This is a genomic window from Paenibacillus sp. PsM32, from assembly GCF_030433815.1.
GTDB classification, from domain to species: Bacteria; Bacillota; Bacilli; order Paenibacillales; family Paenibacillaceae; genus Saccharibacillus; species Saccharibacillus kyungheensis.
Window position 1 is genome coordinate 1 of sequence record NZ_JARUWY010000028.1, and the last position, 17,371, is coordinate 17,371.

General features: G+C 32.3%; 10 protein-coding genes and 5 pseudogenes. 14 read left to right on the forward strand and 1 reads right to left on the reverse strand.

Annotated features, from left to right (window positions below):
* Positions 1-229: 229 nt before the first annotated feature.
* The 14 genes and pseudogenes from QCD85_RS23420 to QCD85_RS23485 all read left to right on the forward strand — a co-directional run.
* A pseudogene (locus QCD85_RS23420) lies at positions 230-1,578 on the forward strand (ABC transporter permease subunit).
* Positions 1,575-2,381, forward strand: a complete 807-nt coding sequence (locus QCD85_RS23425) for a sugar ABC transporter permease (RefSeq protein ID WP_301264058.1) — start codon at positions 1,575-1,577, stop codon at positions 2,379-2,381. The pseudogene QCD85_RS23420 and the gene QCD85_RS23425 overlap by 4 nt, the downstream one beginning before the upstream one ends.
* A 185-nt stretch (positions 2,382-2,566) precedes the next feature.
* Positions 2,567-3,491, forward strand: a pseudogene (locus QCD85_RS24020) (IS30 family transposase).
* A gap of 141 nt (positions 3,492-3,632) precedes the next feature.
* On the forward strand, positions 3,633-3,800 hold the full coding sequence (locus QCD85_RS23435; RefSeq protein ID WP_301264059.1) for a hypothetical protein: 168 nt from the start codon (positions 3,633-3,635) through the stop codon (positions 3,798-3,800).
* 110 nt (positions 3,801-3,910) lie between these two features.
* On the forward strand, positions 3,911-6,796 hold the full coding sequence (locus QCD85_RS23440) for a thiopeptide-type bacteriocin biosynthesis protein (protein ID WP_301264060.1): 2,886 nt from the start codon (positions 3,911-3,913) through the stop codon (positions 6,794-6,796).
* Positions 6,793-7,782, forward strand: a complete 990-nt coding sequence (locus tag QCD85_RS23445) for a hypothetical protein (RefSeq protein ID WP_301264061.1) — start codon at positions 6,793-6,795, stop codon at positions 7,780-7,782. The genes QCD85_RS23440 and QCD85_RS23445 overlap by 4 nt, the downstream gene beginning before the upstream one ends.
* A 9-nt stretch (positions 7,783-7,791) precedes the next feature.
* Positions 7,792-8,856 (forward strand): hypothetical protein, encoded by a 1,065-nt coding sequence (locus QCD85_RS23450; RefSeq protein WP_301264062.1) that lies wholly within the window; start codon positions 7,792-7,794, stop codon positions 8,854-8,856.
* Positions 8,857-8,906: 50 nt separating this feature from the next.
* Positions 8,907-10,307 carry a YcaO-like family protein gene (locus QCD85_RS23455; RefSeq protein ID WP_301264063.1) on the forward strand — a complete coding sequence of 467 codons (1,401 nt, stop codon included), beginning with the start codon at positions 8,907-8,909 and terminating at the stop codon, positions 10,305-10,307.
* A 7-nt stretch (positions 10,308-10,314) separates the two neighbouring features.
* Positions 10,315-11,394, forward strand: coding sequence for a hypothetical protein (locus QCD85_RS23460; RefSeq protein ID WP_301264064.1), 1,080 nt, complete (start codon positions 10,315-10,317; stop codon positions 11,392-11,394).
* Positions 11,395-11,839: 445 nt separating this feature from the next.
* Complete coding sequence (locus tag QCD85_RS23465) at positions 11,840-12,007, forward strand: hypothetical protein (RefSeq protein ID WP_301264065.1); 168 nt, start codon at positions 11,840-11,842, stop codon at positions 12,005-12,007.
* Between the two features lie 1,131 nt (positions 12,008-13,138).
* Positions 13,139-14,113 carry a helix-turn-helix domain-containing protein gene (locus tag QCD85_RS23470; protein WP_301264066.1) on the forward strand — a complete coding sequence of 325 codons (975 nt, stop codon included), beginning with the start codon at positions 13,139-13,141 and terminating at the stop codon, positions 14,111-14,113.
* Positions 14,106-15,473, forward strand: a complete 1,368-nt coding sequence (locus QCD85_RS23475; protein ID WP_301264067.1) for an MATE family efflux transporter — start codon at positions 14,106-14,108, stop codon at positions 15,471-15,473. The genes QCD85_RS23470 and QCD85_RS23475 overlap by 8 nt, the downstream gene beginning before the upstream one ends.
* Before the next feature lie 299 nt (positions 15,474-15,772).
* Positions 15,773-15,952 (forward strand): annotated as a pseudogene (locus QCD85_RS23480) (PD-(D/E)XK nuclease family transposase); the annotation flags it as partial.
* A gap of 541 nt (positions 15,953-16,493) precedes the next feature.
* Positions 16,494-16,718 (forward strand): annotated as a pseudogene (locus QCD85_RS23485) (IS30 family transposase); the annotation flags it as partial.
* Positions 16,719-17,133: 415 nt separating this feature from the next.
* On the opposite strand, the pseudogene QCD85_RS23490 reads toward QCD85_RS23485, so the two are convergent.
* Positions 17,134-17,286, reverse strand: a pseudogene (locus tag QCD85_RS23490) (ATP-dependent Clp protease proteolytic subunit); the annotation flags it as partial.
* Between the last annotated feature and the right edge of the window lie 85 nt (positions 17,287-17,371).

A 17,371-nucleotide genomic window follows, 5' to 3' on the forward strand; every position in this document is an offset into this window, starting at 1 on the left:
TTAAAAATAAAATAATCATTGATTAAGATTGAGGAACAGAAGAGGAATAACGGCTCTGCACCGCTACATATAACAATAACAAAGAACCCAGTAAGGCACTAATGACGCAATTCTGGTCACCGATGGAGGCAGCAATGTCTTCTATCTGGAATGATAACAAAGATCCGAAGACATTGCTTGATAATCTAGTCAGTCAGATGAAGAGTAACATTGAGACAGAGCAATAACCATGGGGAAAGTGTTGATTCATCCTGAACGAACGACAGGTGCAGGTAGTGGACTGATTGCAGGAATTCTGTCCGCCCTCATTATGGGACTCGGACAAATATATAATCGTCAGTGGGCAAAAGGAATTATTTTTCTAATTGCGGAACTGGTTAGTGTCTATCTGATCATTACGAGTCTGGCGAACAATATCTGGGGGTTGATCACGCTTGGTGATCAGCCTTCTCATATAGAGAAAGTCGGTAGATTGTATCAGAATGTACCAGGCGATCATTCGATCTTTATGATGATCTATGGATTGGTGGCGCTACTCTATATCGGATTATTATTGTGCTTCTATATTGCGAATATCAAAGACGCTTATCAGATCGGCAAAAGCGGGAACGTGGCGAAATAGCCAATACATTCCGTCAGACATGGAAAATGCTCGGGAATCAAGGATTTCCATATCTATTACTAACGTTGCCAGCCATTGGAGTACTGGTATTTACGATTGTACCGATTATCTTTATGATATTAATGGCATTTACCAATTACTCTGCACCCGATCATATTCCAGCCAAAAATTTGGTCGATTGGGTAGGCTTCCGTACATTTACCAATTTATTAACGCTCAAGTCATGGAGTCATACCTTTATCGGTGTACTCACATGGACGATTATTTGGGCGGTTGTAGCGACAGTGACTACGTATTTTGGCGGTATTTTAGTCGCTTTACTGATCGAACAGAAAGGAATTAAATTCAAAGGTATGTGGCGGACACTGTTTATTTTACCGTATGCGATTCCGCAATTTATTTCGCTCTTAATTATGCGTAATCTGCTTAATTTCCAATTCGAACCGATCAATCAGTATTTGCGGATAATGGGACTTGGAGCTGTTCCGTGGCTCAACGATCCATTCTGGGCAAAAGTTACGGTTATACTAGTGAATATGTGGATCGGTATTCCTGTGTCGATGATTCTTGTACTGGGCGTACTTACAGCGATTCCGCGTGATCTCTATGAAGCGACAGAAGTGGATGGAGCGACAGGTTTTCAGAAGTTCCGTAATATCACGATGCCTTTCCTCTTGTTCCAGACAGCACCGATCTTAATTATGCAATTTGCTGGCAATATCAGTAACTTTAACGTGATTTTATTGTTAACTAACGGCTTGCCCGCTAATGGAGATTATGCGTTCGCAGGTAGTACCGATCTTCTGGTGACATGGCTGTATAAGTTAACACTTGAGAATCAGCGTTATAATTTTGCTTCGGCGATCGGTATTATTATCTTTATGATTATTGCGGCGTTCTCACTGTATAACTATCGCTGCAGCTGTTCATTTAAAGAGGAGGATATGATCCAATGAGAAAACAACAACGTATCAAATTGGTGTTCAGTTACATCTTACTGGTGCTGATCGCTATTGGCTGTATTTATCCAGCGCTCTGGATTATTTTATCCTCACTCAAAGAAGGCGATTCGCTCCATAGTGAGACACTGATACCGCAAAAGCTAACACTGGAGCATTATATGGACTTGTTCCGTTCACAATCTGATAAAGACTTACCGTATCTCACGTGGTACTGGAAGACACTTAAAATTGCCGTCAACAGTATGATTCTAGGAACATTGTTTCAAGTATTGACCGCTTATGCGATGTCACTGGTACTGATCCTAGGCATGTTCCCAGGATTTATGAGTATGATCGCTGTCTATGTCATCTTATTGCAAATGAATCTACTCAACTCACCATGGGTGCTAGTGCTAGTGTATACATCTGGTGCGGCACTCGGCATGTTTGTCGCCAAAGGCTTTTTCGACACGATCCCAAGAGCATTGGAAGAATCTGCTTTGCTGGATGGAGCGAGCCATTTCCAAATATTCAGCCACATTATTGTACCGTTGTCGATGCCGATCATTACGTATATTGCACTGACGACATTCGCCGGTGCATGGGTCGACTTTATCTTCGCTCGCCTGATCTTGCGATCAAAGGAGAACTGGACGTTGGCGGTAGGATTGTATGAATTAGTGAATACGTATTCGAGTACAGAGTTTACGTTATTCGCCGCAGGTTCGGTATTAGTGGCGTTGCCGATTACCTTGTTGTACATGTTCTTGCAGAGGTTCTTGGTACATGGGTTGGCCGCAGGAGCGACGAAAGGGTAAGAAGAATAGCAGGCTTGTCTCGTGTTGTGGAGATGAGTCTGTTTTTATAAGTGACGGATTGTAAAATAAAGTGCAACACTTTGAAATGAATAGAAAAAGTCCTATGACTACATTCGTGTAAAATAGAGTCACTACGACACGTTCACACAGGAGAATCCAACCACGGGCATGCGTAATTTAGCATCATGGAAAGCAGTAAACTAAACTTTTATGTAGCTAAGGAACAGGTATTCGAGCGATGGTTCGCCTACTTGGACGATTCGCAGGATCGGTAAGTCGCGAACGACAGCGCCATGGAACTCCGCAAAGATATAGAGCCCAAGAGGCATAACAGGCGTATCAAGCTCGAAGACAGGCATCGAATCTTCTTTCGAGAATGACACATGAACTTGCTAGACAGATTGAAGCAGACTTCGAGAAAACCTATTCCTCGGAGCAAATTGAGCATAGTCGCAAAGGCCCAGGGGCTTCTCACCGTTGCTTTTAAAACGCTGTACAATTGGCTTTATGCAGGACGACTCCACCGCGGAAATCTGCACGTCCTTCGGCATAAAGATAAACGACAGAAACTAATGAAGAAACGTGGACGTTTTACGGCCGGAAAGTCTGTTCGGCAGCGTCCCTAGCCATTCGCAACCGAAAAACGTTTGGGCACTGGATACTGTGGTGTCGAATCGTGGAAAAAGTAAAGCGTGTGTGGCTAACTTTGTGGAGCGAAAAACTCACTTTTACCAAGCGATTAAGATGCCGGATCGAACGGCTATATCCATTGAAATAGCTTTTGGCGTGTTAGCCGGACAGTATCCAAAAGCCGCCATTCAGACCGCAACAGTCGACCGTGGGAAGGAACTCGCTTGCTACCAAGCACTAGAACAAAGGCATGGCATAAAGGTCTATTTTGCCGATCCCTATTCGTCTTGGCAATGTAGATCCAATGAGAATGCGAGTGGCTTGCTCCGAGAATACTTTCCCAAAGGTCATGACTTTGGGAAAGTAACAGAGGATGAACTCGAATATGTTTTAAGCGTAATGAACAACCAGCCACGCAAATGTTTAAGTGGGAAGTCCACACACGAATCGTTTCAGAGCGAGCTATTGCACTTGGATTGAAAATTCGTCATATAAAAAGAATATTTATTATTTTCAGTGAGTTGTTATATATTTTTTCTGGAAAAGTATTGACGACTATTTCCGTAAAGTTATATTATGGGAATACATGGTACATAAAACATTTTAAGGAGTTGTTGATAAATGGATCAAAAAAAAATCGATATCAACACACAAGAAAACACACAAGACTTAAATTTTGAACTAGATTTAAAAGTATACGAGGTTTCTTCAGCAACTGTTTTAGAAGCTATGGGAGCGTCAAGAGCAGGATCAACTTCTTGCTCAGTTATTATCCAAACAAAAGGATAAGAATCAAAAGTAGTAGTTTTGATTGATTGATACCATGTATGATAAATAGCGCATAGCTGAAATTAAGCTGGCGCTATTTTCATTTAAATTAAAAGAATTGGAGAATAATTATGAAGATATTAAATGAATTTACTAGTCGACAGGCTGCATTATCTAAAGAATATATTTATCAAATTTTTTCGAACTTAGATTATGAGGCTACAATTAAGCCAATTATTCAAAATCAGGATTTTTTAGAAAGATTAATGATAGGGAGCGAAGAACTTTACTTCCACATTCACAATAATGATTTTAAACTTTCTGAGAAAAATAAATTGTCTCTATTAAAATACATACTAAGAAGTGCTTATAGAACGATGCCATTTGGCTTATTTGCTAGTATTGATTACCATAGTTTTAAAATGAAAGAAGAACAATTCCAATCATCTGCTAATAAAAAAGTTCGTCCTTCGATTGAATGGTACATGAAATTAGTCGAAACTATTGAGCAAAATCAAAATATTTATTCAGAACTTAAGTTATATGTAAATTCCGAATTACAAGAAGATTTATCCGAGTATTTTTTACTGGATTCTCGGAATGAGGGAGAGTACAAAATAACAGTCAAAAAAAATAACTTTACTAAAAAGTTAATTGAATACTTTAACTCTTCAGCAAAAATCAATGAGGTATTGAAATTTTTTTCTATCAAAGAACATGAACAAGAACAAATACTTAATGTTATAAAACAATTAATTGACCAGGGGATTTTAATAAGTGAGCTTAAACCTAGTAACACTAAAAATAATACATTTATGCTAAACTTTTTGTTGGAAAAGTCTGAACTTTTACCATCAAGCATGATTTTGGAGATAAAAGAAATTCAACAAGAGATTCAGATGTATGAACAATGCCCAATAGGGCAAGGTATAGATTTATATCAAAGAATCACAAAAAAAATGCAGAGTTTGATTGATAGTAAGAAAGTGCTCATAGTAGATCATTTCTCTAAACATAATTTTGTAGATTTCTCTCAAAATGAAGTTGAAAATATAGTTGGAAAGCTAAGATTTATGAATAGTTTTAAATATTTTTCTGGTCACTATCAAGCGTGGGAAAATTATTGTGAGAAATTTGAGGAAGAGTATGGACTATATACAGAAGTTCCAATAATGAAATTATTAGATGACAGTACAGGGATTGGAATACCTAAATTAGTGGAGGGATTAAACAGAAAAAATCAAGAATATAATATTTTTATCACGACTAAAATTAATGAGTGTTTATTAAAAGGGGAATCTATTATTTATATAGATACTTCTGATATTAAAAGAATTGAAAGTATAACAAGGAAAAGTTCTAATAAAATAAACGATGGATATGACATCAAATTAAGTTTTTTGCAAGAAAGTGGAAAATTTATTGTAGCTGAAAATTCTTTTAGTTCTACTGCATCTTCTTTTGTGGGAAGATTCAATAATTTGAATTTTTTTAAAAAGGTCCACTATGAAGATAATGAATGGGTAAGTGCTGAAATTAATATTATTCCTGATAATTATAGTGATCTAGGAGTAACTTTTAATCCTGCATCATATATTATTGATTTAGAAGGCAATATGGATGAGGATTCGTACTATGTAATCAAGTTAAAAGATATTGTTATCGGGCATGACGAAAAAGGGATTTATGCTAAGTCTTTAAGATTGAACAAGAAAATTTTACCTGTTACAACCCATATGTTATTTTATAGCAATTTTAATGAATCTAGAATACTTTTATTCTTATCTCAATTAGGAGATTTCTTTTCAAATACTCCTAAAGATTTTTATCTAGGAATAGCTGAAAATCATCCATTCGTTCCAAGAATCGAATACGATAATATTATATTATCTAAAAAAAGATGGACAATCAGTATTTCAAATGATATGAAGAAAAAATACAAACAAGAAATTATGGATTATATTAAAGAAACAATTAATGAGTATAAAGTTGATTCTTGGGTCTGTATCAAAACCGGCGATCGAGAGTTGCCAATATGTACTTCAAGTAATATAGGCCTTGAATTGATCTATAGGGAATTAATAAATGAAGATACAACAGCGATTATCTTAGTAGAAGCTCCAGAATTGATAGAAAAGAGTCCATTTAATCAAGATTTTATTGTTTCTGTATATCCTGAAATAGCTAATCACAATCAAAAAGATCCAAAAGATTTTTTTATTCATGAGTCGGAAATATTAGATGATTGGGTTTACTACGATATTTATTTTAAGCTCGATAAATTGAATGCGTTAGAGGTAGTCCTTTATCATTGGTTTGAGGAAAATTTAATAAATAATTATTTTTTTGTTTACTATTTTGATACCAGACAACATATGAGAGTTAGATTTCTTTCACAAATAAATGAACCAGTTTTCAAACAACTGCTTAAGCAATTAATATACGATGGAGTAATTTCATCATATAAACAAAGTTTGTTTATACCAGAAATATCAAGATATGGTGGAAAAAATTTGTATCTAGATGCCATAAATTTCTTTTGTGATGATACCAAATTTTATGCGTATTTGATTTCGAATGACGTATTTAAAGGAATATCCAAAATAAATGTAGCGATCTCGGTGATAATATATACATTTATAGATATATTTGATAGTTATGAGCGTGCTTTAGTATTTTCAGATAACTTAGTTACACAAAAGAAAATGTTGAGTTCTTTCAAAAAAAGAAGGTCAGTGTATATTAAACAACATCAACAATTATTAATTAAGTTACAATCTCAAAATGATAATTTATTTATAAAACGACGTAATTCACTTCGTGAATATATTGAAAAAATAAGTATAGAGTTTTCTAAAGAAAGAAAAACTTATATTATGCGCAGTTTATTTCATATGATACTAAATAGGTTCACTAATGGTGATGGTAAAGTTGAACAAGACGCTTATGAGTTGGCAAAATATATTTTCTATAATATGAAATACTACCTGACTGAGAAGGAGGGATTATTTAAATGAGTAGGTACAGTTTAATTTGTTACGTAAATGAGAATTATGAAAATGAAAAATGGAATTCTACTATAGAATTTTTTTTTCAATTGCATAAAAGCATATTCTTGAAAAAAGGTTGGGAACAAGGATTTAATGTAAAAATTGAAGGTGCTCTAGATGTTGAGGAGCTTTACAAGATAAAAAAAAGGCTTGAGTTGATCATAAAAAATCATCCTTCCACGCTGTATGATGAAGATCTATTTAAAAAGCAATATAAAGCTATTGCAGAAATAGAAAAAAAGTCATATGCAATTGAGACAATATATCAAAATTGTATTCAATTAACTAGTGAGAAAAGTAATTATAATTTTCAAAATAATAAGCAAGAAAATCTTTATAGTAGTATTAGTCGTGCACTGGATGAGATATATCTAAATTATTATTTCAACAATAATCTAGAGTATTTAGAAATTGCAAAGGATCTATTTTCTATTGCAAGCTCTTTAAACGAATATTCTTATGCACATGATGGTAAAGTATTGGATTCAAACGGATTTATATCACACTTGTCTCATTATTATGGTTTTTTATACTCATTTTCTAAACAAAAAAGGAATGAAATCTCACAGAAATTTGAGGAAAAAGCTTTAATCGATTTGGAAAAAATTAAAGGAAACTATTATACTAAGCGAACAGAAGCTCTAGTAGCATTAGTAAATAATACAGAAAATAACATCCAGAATCTCATCGAAGAAAATCATTTGAATTTCTACTCTCCTAATACAGAAAAACAGTTTAAAGCAAATATGAATACTGCTTCTTCGAGGCATGCTCTTGTTTTTAATGACGCAACATTTAATGAGTATGTAATCAATGATGTTATATTATGTACAAATCGCTGGTTTTTAAATGTCTTTTATGAAAAACTAGTTCTTTTGAAAATACGTCCTATTGAGAAATATTATATCAATTATTTGTTGGGCCGCTTTAAATATCCAAATCAATTTAGATAGGAGATTGCTATGTATACCTTAGATCCTAGTCTTCATATTCATGAGACAAACACAGAAGTTTTTCTTGTGAGTAGTTATACTAATTTGAAATTAGAATTAAATGAACAACAAGTTCATGAATTATATAAAATATTAGAAAAATTATCTAATCAACATATTGATATCGAAGCATGTTTACAGAAAGGTGAGAAAAGTTTTGAGCTTCAGATAATAAAGCTGCTACTTAATAAAAATTTACTTTTTAAGAACTTGGATTCTGAGAAAAATCTAAGTGAACACATACAGATATATTGCAATAGTTTGTGGAAGGAAGCCGTTGAGGCTTCTATTCCAGATTTTAAAAATAAAATAAGTTTGTCAGACAGTATTAATTTTGACGTTTTATTAGAGGAAAACTTCTTAAATCCAAATAAATTTTATGCCTTCTTAACTGAAGATAGCATATTCATATCTCCAAAGTTTTTATTTAAAAATGAGCAACAAACTTTTTCAGACAATTATTATATATATGCTTTCTATGTTCTTATAGATAAAATCCCAGAAATAACCATTTTAGGAGAGTCAATTTTAAAGATAAATATGAGAAATTATTTGAATGAAACTAAAAATTTGGTTATCAACGATTTAAGTAATGTTAATTTATCCCAAAGTTGGATTATGGATTATCATTTGAATGGTGTTTCATGGAATATGGACTATCAAATGTTTTATCCGCTTACAGTGTTAGTATTTAAAAATCGTGATTTGGATAAAGACAAACTTATTTTCGGTCTTAGTGATGATGAATGTATCATTAATCTAATTTTAGAAATGAGAGAACACTCATCTGAAAATAAAAAATGGGATGCAATAAAAATTCTTAATAATGTTTCTATTCTAGGGATGCAAGAAAAGGAAAGGGATTTTTCAAAAAAGTTATTTAATTTATATTTTGAGAGGGATTATAAAGTATCAGAAAATGAAGAAGAATATATTTACATAATAGATAATACTAGCATATGTATTCCAAAATATTATTCTTCCAATCCCGATATGTTGTTATTTACTTATTATTACAATCATATTATATCATAAACCTTATATATTGATTGTTAATTCTATTTATTATTTTAAGGAGAATGAAAATGATTGAAAAAAAATCAGTTTATATCTGTTTTGAAAATGAAATTGAAAAAAATAAATTGATTTATCATGGAATTATTAATGAGAATATAAGTGATTATAGTATCAATGGTAATAAGATCATGTATACATTTAATAATGAATTTTTTGAACTAAAAAAATCATTGGAAGATGTGCGTGTTGAATCATTAATTCCGTTAGAAAATTTGAAAAGAAAGTTAAACAATAATGAAATTGCTTATTTATGTATTGAAGAAAAGCAAACAGTATCTTACATCAATTTCTCGAACAATTCTATTCAAGGACATGGTTTATCTTGGAATAAGAACAAAGCGCACCAAAAAGCTTTTTATGAATACTTAGAAAGGTATTCTGCGAGTCTTAAATTACCGAATACTAGAATCGAAAATTACAATCAAATTAAAACAAATGCAATTGATCCTCGAAGATTTGGAGTGTATTCTTTTGAAATGACTAAACAAAATAATCTATATGAATATTCAGATAATCTTGTTATAGAATGGTGTGAATCAACCTCCCTTCTTGATGGAACGGGTTATTATGTCCCTCTTCAACTTGTTCAATATTTGAATTCAAATTTGCTTAATCGATATGTTTACGAAAGTTCTAATGGATGTGCACTTGGAAATACTACGAGTGAGGCTACGTTGTATGCATTATTAGAATGTATAGAACGAGAGAGTTTTATGCATTTTTGGTTTGATGATTTGGAATGTTATGAGATTACTTTTAATTCAAGCCATAAAAGTATTATTGCTAGAATTTTATATTTTGAAGAACTTGGTTACAAACTTCGATTTTTTTATATTAAAACGAAATGCGATATTCCATTAATTTGGTGTCTTATTACTAGCGTTGAACAAAAAAATCCAATTTATTCGATAACTGGACTTAGTGCTCATATAAATATTGAATATGCTTTACAAAATGCTTATGAAGAAGTTTTGAATGCATATCATATGTTACATTCTTACAAACCTGAAAAGCTAAGTGCTGATATAAAAAAAGTTGAAAAATCACAAAAATTGAATTCTCTTATGGACCATGTTTATTATTTTGCATCATATGATGCAAAAGAGAAAATTAATAATAAAATTAATAATACTAAAATGCCATTTCAAAATTTGTTAAACAGACAGGTTAGGCATTTAAGTATCAAAGAAGAATTAACCTACGTACTCAAAAAGGCAAAGGAAATTTATAATGAAATTTTGATTGTTGATCAAACTGCATCTTTCTTAAAAGAGAATCATTTATATTGTGTGAAAGTTCTGTTACCAGATGGCATACCTTTAGATTTTTCTTCTAAATTAATAAGAGAAAATGGGAATATTATTTGTAAAAAGAAGATAACGAATTTTAATATACATCCAGTGGGGTGAAGAAATGATGTACACTATTGATGATTTAGTTAGCGAATATACATCTATCTATTGCAATAAACAAAGGGAACAAAAATTTGAAAAACTTAATTTTGAATTAATCCATAATGCAAGTTTCACTTTAGATCTTTGGGTTCAAGATATTCTTTCTTTAAATAGGGTATTACGAGTTGAATCTGACTCATTATACAAAGTGCATAAGAGTTATCCATCGCCTAGATCATTATATCCTATCCAAATTTTTGTATGTATAGAGGAAAAAACTTATGTGAGTACTGATCCTTTTCATGAAAAATATATATATTATTCAAATAATTCTAGAAAAGATCAAATTGGGGATATTTTATTAAATGTAAATGATATTTATTTATTTAATTATATATCTCTAAAGAAAACTTTAGCCTTATTAGAATGCGGTCATTTATTATATAATATTGCCTACATAGCTCTAAAGTATGGAATTTCATACAAAATAATTGACCACGAATCTAAATGCGTTAAATTACAATATTTAAATCAAAAAATCTGTACAGATTATATGAAACTAGTAGAACGAGATAAGAGTTTGTTCATGAATAAAGTATATCATCGTAGTAGCGGCCCATTTAATCGACCATTCACCACTTTCAAATCACATTTCAAGAAAGATCCAATTGGTCCTCAAGAAAATATTTTTAATTATCTTATTAATCTGATGGATTTAAATGAAGTATCATTAATTACTCAATTAAGAGTTTTTACTAATAATGGAAATGGTATTTTTTCTGAAATATCTGGGAATAGAATCTTGAAATATAATCATATCAATGAACTTTATCCATATATAAATTTCTTTGGAGTAGATCAATTAGTGATTTTGATGATCGATGATACAAGATTAAAAAGTATTAATCTTGAGAAACTACTTTTATATTCAGGAATGTTGGCACAAAATATTTGTATAGCAAATAGCGATCAAAATTATTACAATCGCCCAGTAAAAAGTTTAGACTTTTTTAAATTAAAGCAATTATTGCATATAGAAAAAGATGTGTGGACTCCATTTTATTGCATTATTTCTGGTTCTATAAAAGCTATTAAATCTTAACTGATGGTTTAACGGAGAGCATTAATCTAACAAAAGTATTCAATAGTGGCTCGCTATGAGCGGAACCTATTTAATACTTTTTATATTATTCTTATAATAAAATCTATGATGTGTATTATAAGTTAAAAGTCAGTTTCTTAAAAAAGAAGTAAGTATGTGTATATTAATTAACTTATATACATAGAATTACTTCTTGTCTTCATGAAGAAAAAATTTTGTAGGGTGTCATTTCTTCTATTACGCTAGATATCATTTCAGTTTTCTGAAAAAATAGAAAAAACGACCTGATTTAAAGTAGCATTGTAGTAAGATTCTTTCTGAATAGATAATACGTTAAATTTATATTATAAGAAATTTATTTTTAGAAATCTATTGACGATTATTTCGGTAAATTTATATAATGGGAATACATGGTACATAAAACATTTTAAGGAGTTGTTGATAAATGGATCAAAAAAAAATCGATATCAACACACAAGAAAACACACAAGACTTAAATTTTGAACTAGATTTAAAAGTATACGAGGTTTCTTCAGCAACTGTTTTAGAAGCTATGGGGGCGTCAAAAGCAGGATCAACTTCTTGCTCAGTCATTGTCCAAACAAGAGGATAAGAATCAAGAGTAGTAGTTTTAATTGATTGATACCATGTATGATAAATAGCGCATAGCTGAAGTTGAGCTAGCGCTATTTTCATTTGATACTAAGATCATTAGGTTATGTCTTCAAATCTAATATAGCCATATTAAAAAATTAGAAGCCAACTTTAAAAAGACTTCAAATGTACATGATAGCTTGTCATATCCTGTGGTTAAGCGACGTTAATTTTTCAGTTTACAAATAGTCGCTCGACTAACTGTCGTTCTTTGTGCCGCTAGCTGCCTCAGCTTCACTGTGTGTGCGAGACGCACAAAGAACGACCTATAGCTTGCTGTTCTTCGAGGAGCTTAAAAAGACGGTTCGTACCCTAGATCGGCGATTGCATAAGTTCCTTGAAGTTCCATCGACTGAAGCAAGTCTTATTTAAGAGAATTTTGTGACATTGTCCACCCATCAGCTCATACCGAAGGGGATAGCCGAGTCCATCTACAACCGCATTAATTTTAATTCGTTACTCACTCCCGGGAGCGTCCGATGGCTTGATTAGAAGCTCCTTTTTGCGCCCATGCCCTGTTGATAGACACGCACGGTAGGTCGCATCGATCATCAGGTGTTCTTCGTCCGATTGAGTGGGAATTTCCTTCAAAACGTCATCCTAAAGCTCTGCCATCTCCTATTTCAACGCCGAAAACGCATGTATAACGATAACGTTTTCACGAGCATACAAGGAAGATGATCTACCGTATCAGGCGATCTATAGCATCATATTCAGCATCGTTCGATTGTCTTGCAAAGCGTCATCGTTGTGGTTTTAGTTCAGCAGGTAAAAGATATCAGATCTGTTCCCATTGGTCATCTTAAATTTTGTATTGATTATCTATAGGGTCCAGTCTGAAAGTGTAGTTTCTAGTTTGAAGACACTCCTTAGTACATCTTTTTAGACTTTATTCAAGTTAGCTTTAAGGTGGCAGCCTTGTTTTATAAGATAGCTTGCTTTCTTTTGATAAAAAATTTGCAATGTACGTACATATTTTTTGCAAGACACATTGACTAGAGTCTGAAAATCTTCAAACTCAACCTTTAGTTGATATACATTTTAAATCTTAAAAGTTAATATGATAAAAAACAATAAGGAGGAGTTTTAAATGATAGATTCGCATAGAGTAGGAGCCAAAATTGCAGATTATCGAAAACAGAAAAACTTAACTCAAATTGAATTAGCTAATTTAGTAAATGTTACTCCACAAGCAGTTTCTAAATGGGAGCAAGGAAAATGTTATCCTGATATTTTTACGTTTTTGAAATTATCTAGAATATTTAATTTTGATATTAATAAATTATTGGAAGAACCAAATTTGTTACACAGTGAATTACTAAAAAATTTAACTCCAGAAGATGAGATTGTGTTAGAAAATTTAAAAATAAGTGATATTGTGGATTATGCAATAGTTATTAAGCCTAACAAGATTAATGAGATTTTGAAACAATACGATCTTGAAAAATTATCGTTACCTGATTTATTTAAGTTAATGCCATTCGTGGAACAAGATCTATTAATGCAACTATTAAAGCCACATTGGGATAAAATAGTGGATGATCTTTATCTATTAGCTAGAGTTGCACCATTTGTAACTGAAGAGTGGATGTACACTCGTTTTGAAACTGAAAATAATTTGAATCTAGAATCTATTTTGAAAATTTTGAAGGCTGCTCCTTACTTCAATAGTAAAGCTAAAAAATATATTTATGATAATTTTAGTGATATCACCATTGAAGAAATACAAGCGTTTCTTCCTTTCCTTGATGATCGAGAGATACAGGTGTTTGTTCAAGAACATATAGATGAATATATCAATAACGATAAATTAGTCACTGTTTTACCATTTCTAAATGATGAATTTATAAGATGTGTTTTATTAAATAAAAGTTTGAGCATAGAAACCATTATATCAATAGCTGCACTTATACCAGAATCAGTGTTGATTACTTTATTACAAAATTATAATGGATATCTAAACACATCAGATTTGCTGACTTTTAGTTTTTTAGTAGACGAAAAAATTTTAACTCAAATAAGAGAGATTTCAAAAAGTAAACAGGATGGAATAACTAATGAATAATACTTGGCGAGAAATCATCAAATTTTCATTACCGCTAACTTTTCTAGGTATTTTAGATCTTCTAGTTGTTTTAGTGGATTTTGCATGGTTGTTTATATTTACGAATGATGCTAATGTTTTTTCAGCTTTACGTGTTTCAAGTTCCATAGTCTTGCTTGTGGAAATCATATCTGCCTCAATTTTATCTGCAATCTTAGTTTATGTAAGTCAAAATTATGGCGCTGCAAAATTGGATATGGTTCATAAAGGGCTAAAAAATGGAATCAGCACTTCATTTTTTAGTGGGATATTTATTTCATTAATCGGTTTAACTTGTTTGCCATTGCTTATCTCTCTATTTGGTTTAGATCGAGAAGTACATCAAATAACGAATCAATATTTGTTATTTTTATTTGGTGGCTATGTTATTATATCAATTAATAATTTTTTACTACTTCTGCCTCGTTTTTTTGATAAGGTTAAGTATATCTATCGCGGAATGTCTATCATACTTATTTCCAATATATTGTTGGTTCCTTGTGCAATTATTTTATTTAGTAAAATGGGAATGAATCCTTACTCAGCAACTGCATTTTCTACAGTGATATCTAATCTAATATGTTTAATTTATTTGTTAATGAAAATCTATGTAAATGATAAGTTGAATATTCAACTCTCATTAAAAGAGATCTCTTTTAGGTTAGATTGGACATATTTTTTTAAAAATAGAAAGTATATTTTATCTGAAATATTTAGTGGGATTTCTTATAATGCATCTATCTTTATATACACATTGATCCTATCCCACTATCCTGGTGAAGTATTTCGTATTTATTCTATAACTAGTTACTTATATATGTTCTTTTCAATTTTAGCCCAAAATTTTGCTTTAAGCGCTATACCTCTTGTTTCTAAAAAAATAGGAGAAGGAAATTACTTTGAAATCAAAAAATTGATAAAGACTATTACATTTATTATAGCAATATTTGGTTTTTTAGTTAGTATACCAATTATATTCTTAAAAAGTGATTTAGCTTATCTTTTATCTGGATTGAATGGTAATACAAAACTTTTTGAAATTTTTATAATGTGTTATACTTTGCCATGGGTATTTAATTTGATTTCTATAGTGTTTGTATATGTTGCAGCTGCTGCAGGTGATTCAAAAGGGATAAACTATTTAACAATAAGCAACATGTATTTACTTGTCATTCTTCCAATAGTAATTTTGCCTCACTTTTTTTCTAGTCTTACTCTTGGAGTTATAATTACTATGTCCTTAATACAATTATTGACTTTTATCAACTCCATGATTTATTATTTGCGGGGTAGTTGGAGTAAAAGTTCACTTGTAGAAAGCAATAATCAAATAATAAATTGATAGGATAGATAAGAAACTTGTGTAATTTGTGTGGATTAAAATCGATTTATTTAAATGGATGTATTTACTTTTTGATTGCTTTAGATGTAAGAAGATAAGTAGTAGCATTGATCCTGCGATGCTTGCGTTACTACTTATTTTCAAAATACGAACAAAAGTTCTTGATAGGTCTTGATCTCTTCGTTATTATGGAGTTAGGTCGAAAAGCGCCTATCGTCTTATTTACGATGTATAACCTCAATTTTGAGGTTATTTTTAGTTGTAGAGCAAGATGAGGTATAGTCAGTGGAAAGTGTAACATGACTAAATTGCTTGATCCTCGAAATGATTTCTGTTTTAAATGTATTTTTGGTAGCGAGGAAAACTGGGATGTACTGCTAACATTTCTGAATCGCATATTCATGGAAGCCAAGAAACCATTGCTATGTGAAATCCTTTTGCTGAATCCGTATACGGATAAAGACTCACCAAGCGATAAATAGTCCATTTTGGATATTCATGCACGTACAACAGAAGATGAGTTAATTAATGTGACGGATTGTAAAATGAAGTGCAACACTTTGAACTACATAGAAAAAGATCCATGGCTAAATTTGTGTAGAATAGAGTTACTACAACACATTTACACAGGAGAATCCAATCATGGGTTATACGCATTTTAGAGCGCAGTAAACTAGAACTATTATGTAGCCAAGGAGCGGGTATTCGAGCGATGGCTCACCTACTAGGACGATCCGCAGGATCGGTAAATCCCAAACGACAACGCCATGGAACTTCGCAAAGGTATAGGGCAAGAAGTGCAACAAACATATCATATTCGAAGGAATGCATCGAAACTACATAGAAAATAGATGCCTGAACTTGCCAGACAGATCGAAGTAGACTTCGAAAAAACCTATTCCCCAAAGCAAACTCAGCATAGCCGTAAAGCCAAAGGGCTTCCCATCGTTGCCTTTAAAACGCTGTATAACTGGCTTTATACAGGACGACTCCATCGCGGAAATCTGTACGTCCTTCGGCATAAAGGTCTATTTTGCCGATCCCTATTCGTCTTGGCAACGTGGATCCAATGAGAACGCGAACGGCTTGCTCCGCTGTTACTTTCCCAAAGGTCATGACTTGGGGAAAGTAACAGCGGATGAACTCGAATATATTTTAAGCGTAATGAACAACCAGCCACGCAAATGTTTAAGTGGGAAGTCCACACACGAATCGTTTCAGAGGGAACTATTGCATTTGGATTGACAATTCATCAAGTTAAAAAGTAGCAAGAGTTGAATAAACCGAGAAAGAAGTTAGTTTTGATAATTAGTATATTTTTCTCTATAATGGAAATATAAGCAAAATTTATTTAGCATTGATCGATTTTTTTGTCGAATCGGCTGTAAACCACATAGGGTAAGGGATTTGAAAATTTTTACACACTTGTCTATTTTCCTTATTGGAGATTCAATGCAAAATAAGAAATTTCTTTTAGCAAAAACGTTGATATACCAAAGGTTTTGTGACTTGGAAATTCTTTTTATATACACGTAGTGGGATTTAAAAATAGCTAAAAAATAGGTAAACGTTAGTGCATTGAGCATCATACAAAATAAGGTATCACTTCTAACACAGGCAATAGCTTATTTTCACATATTCTAACCCCTAACTCCTCACCCTACACCCGTGTCACAATCTGATCCACCAACCCGTACGCTACCGCTTCTTCAGCCGTTAGAAAATAATCTCGATCCGAATCTTTTTCTACCTTTTCCTTCGGTTGACCTGTGCGATCTGAGATAATGCCGTTCAACTTTTCTCGACTGCGAAGCTAGCGGTCTGCATACAGGAGCACATCAGAATTATTTTCGAGCATCCGCAAGCGATCAATCGTCTGATACGTGACTGCTGTCCGA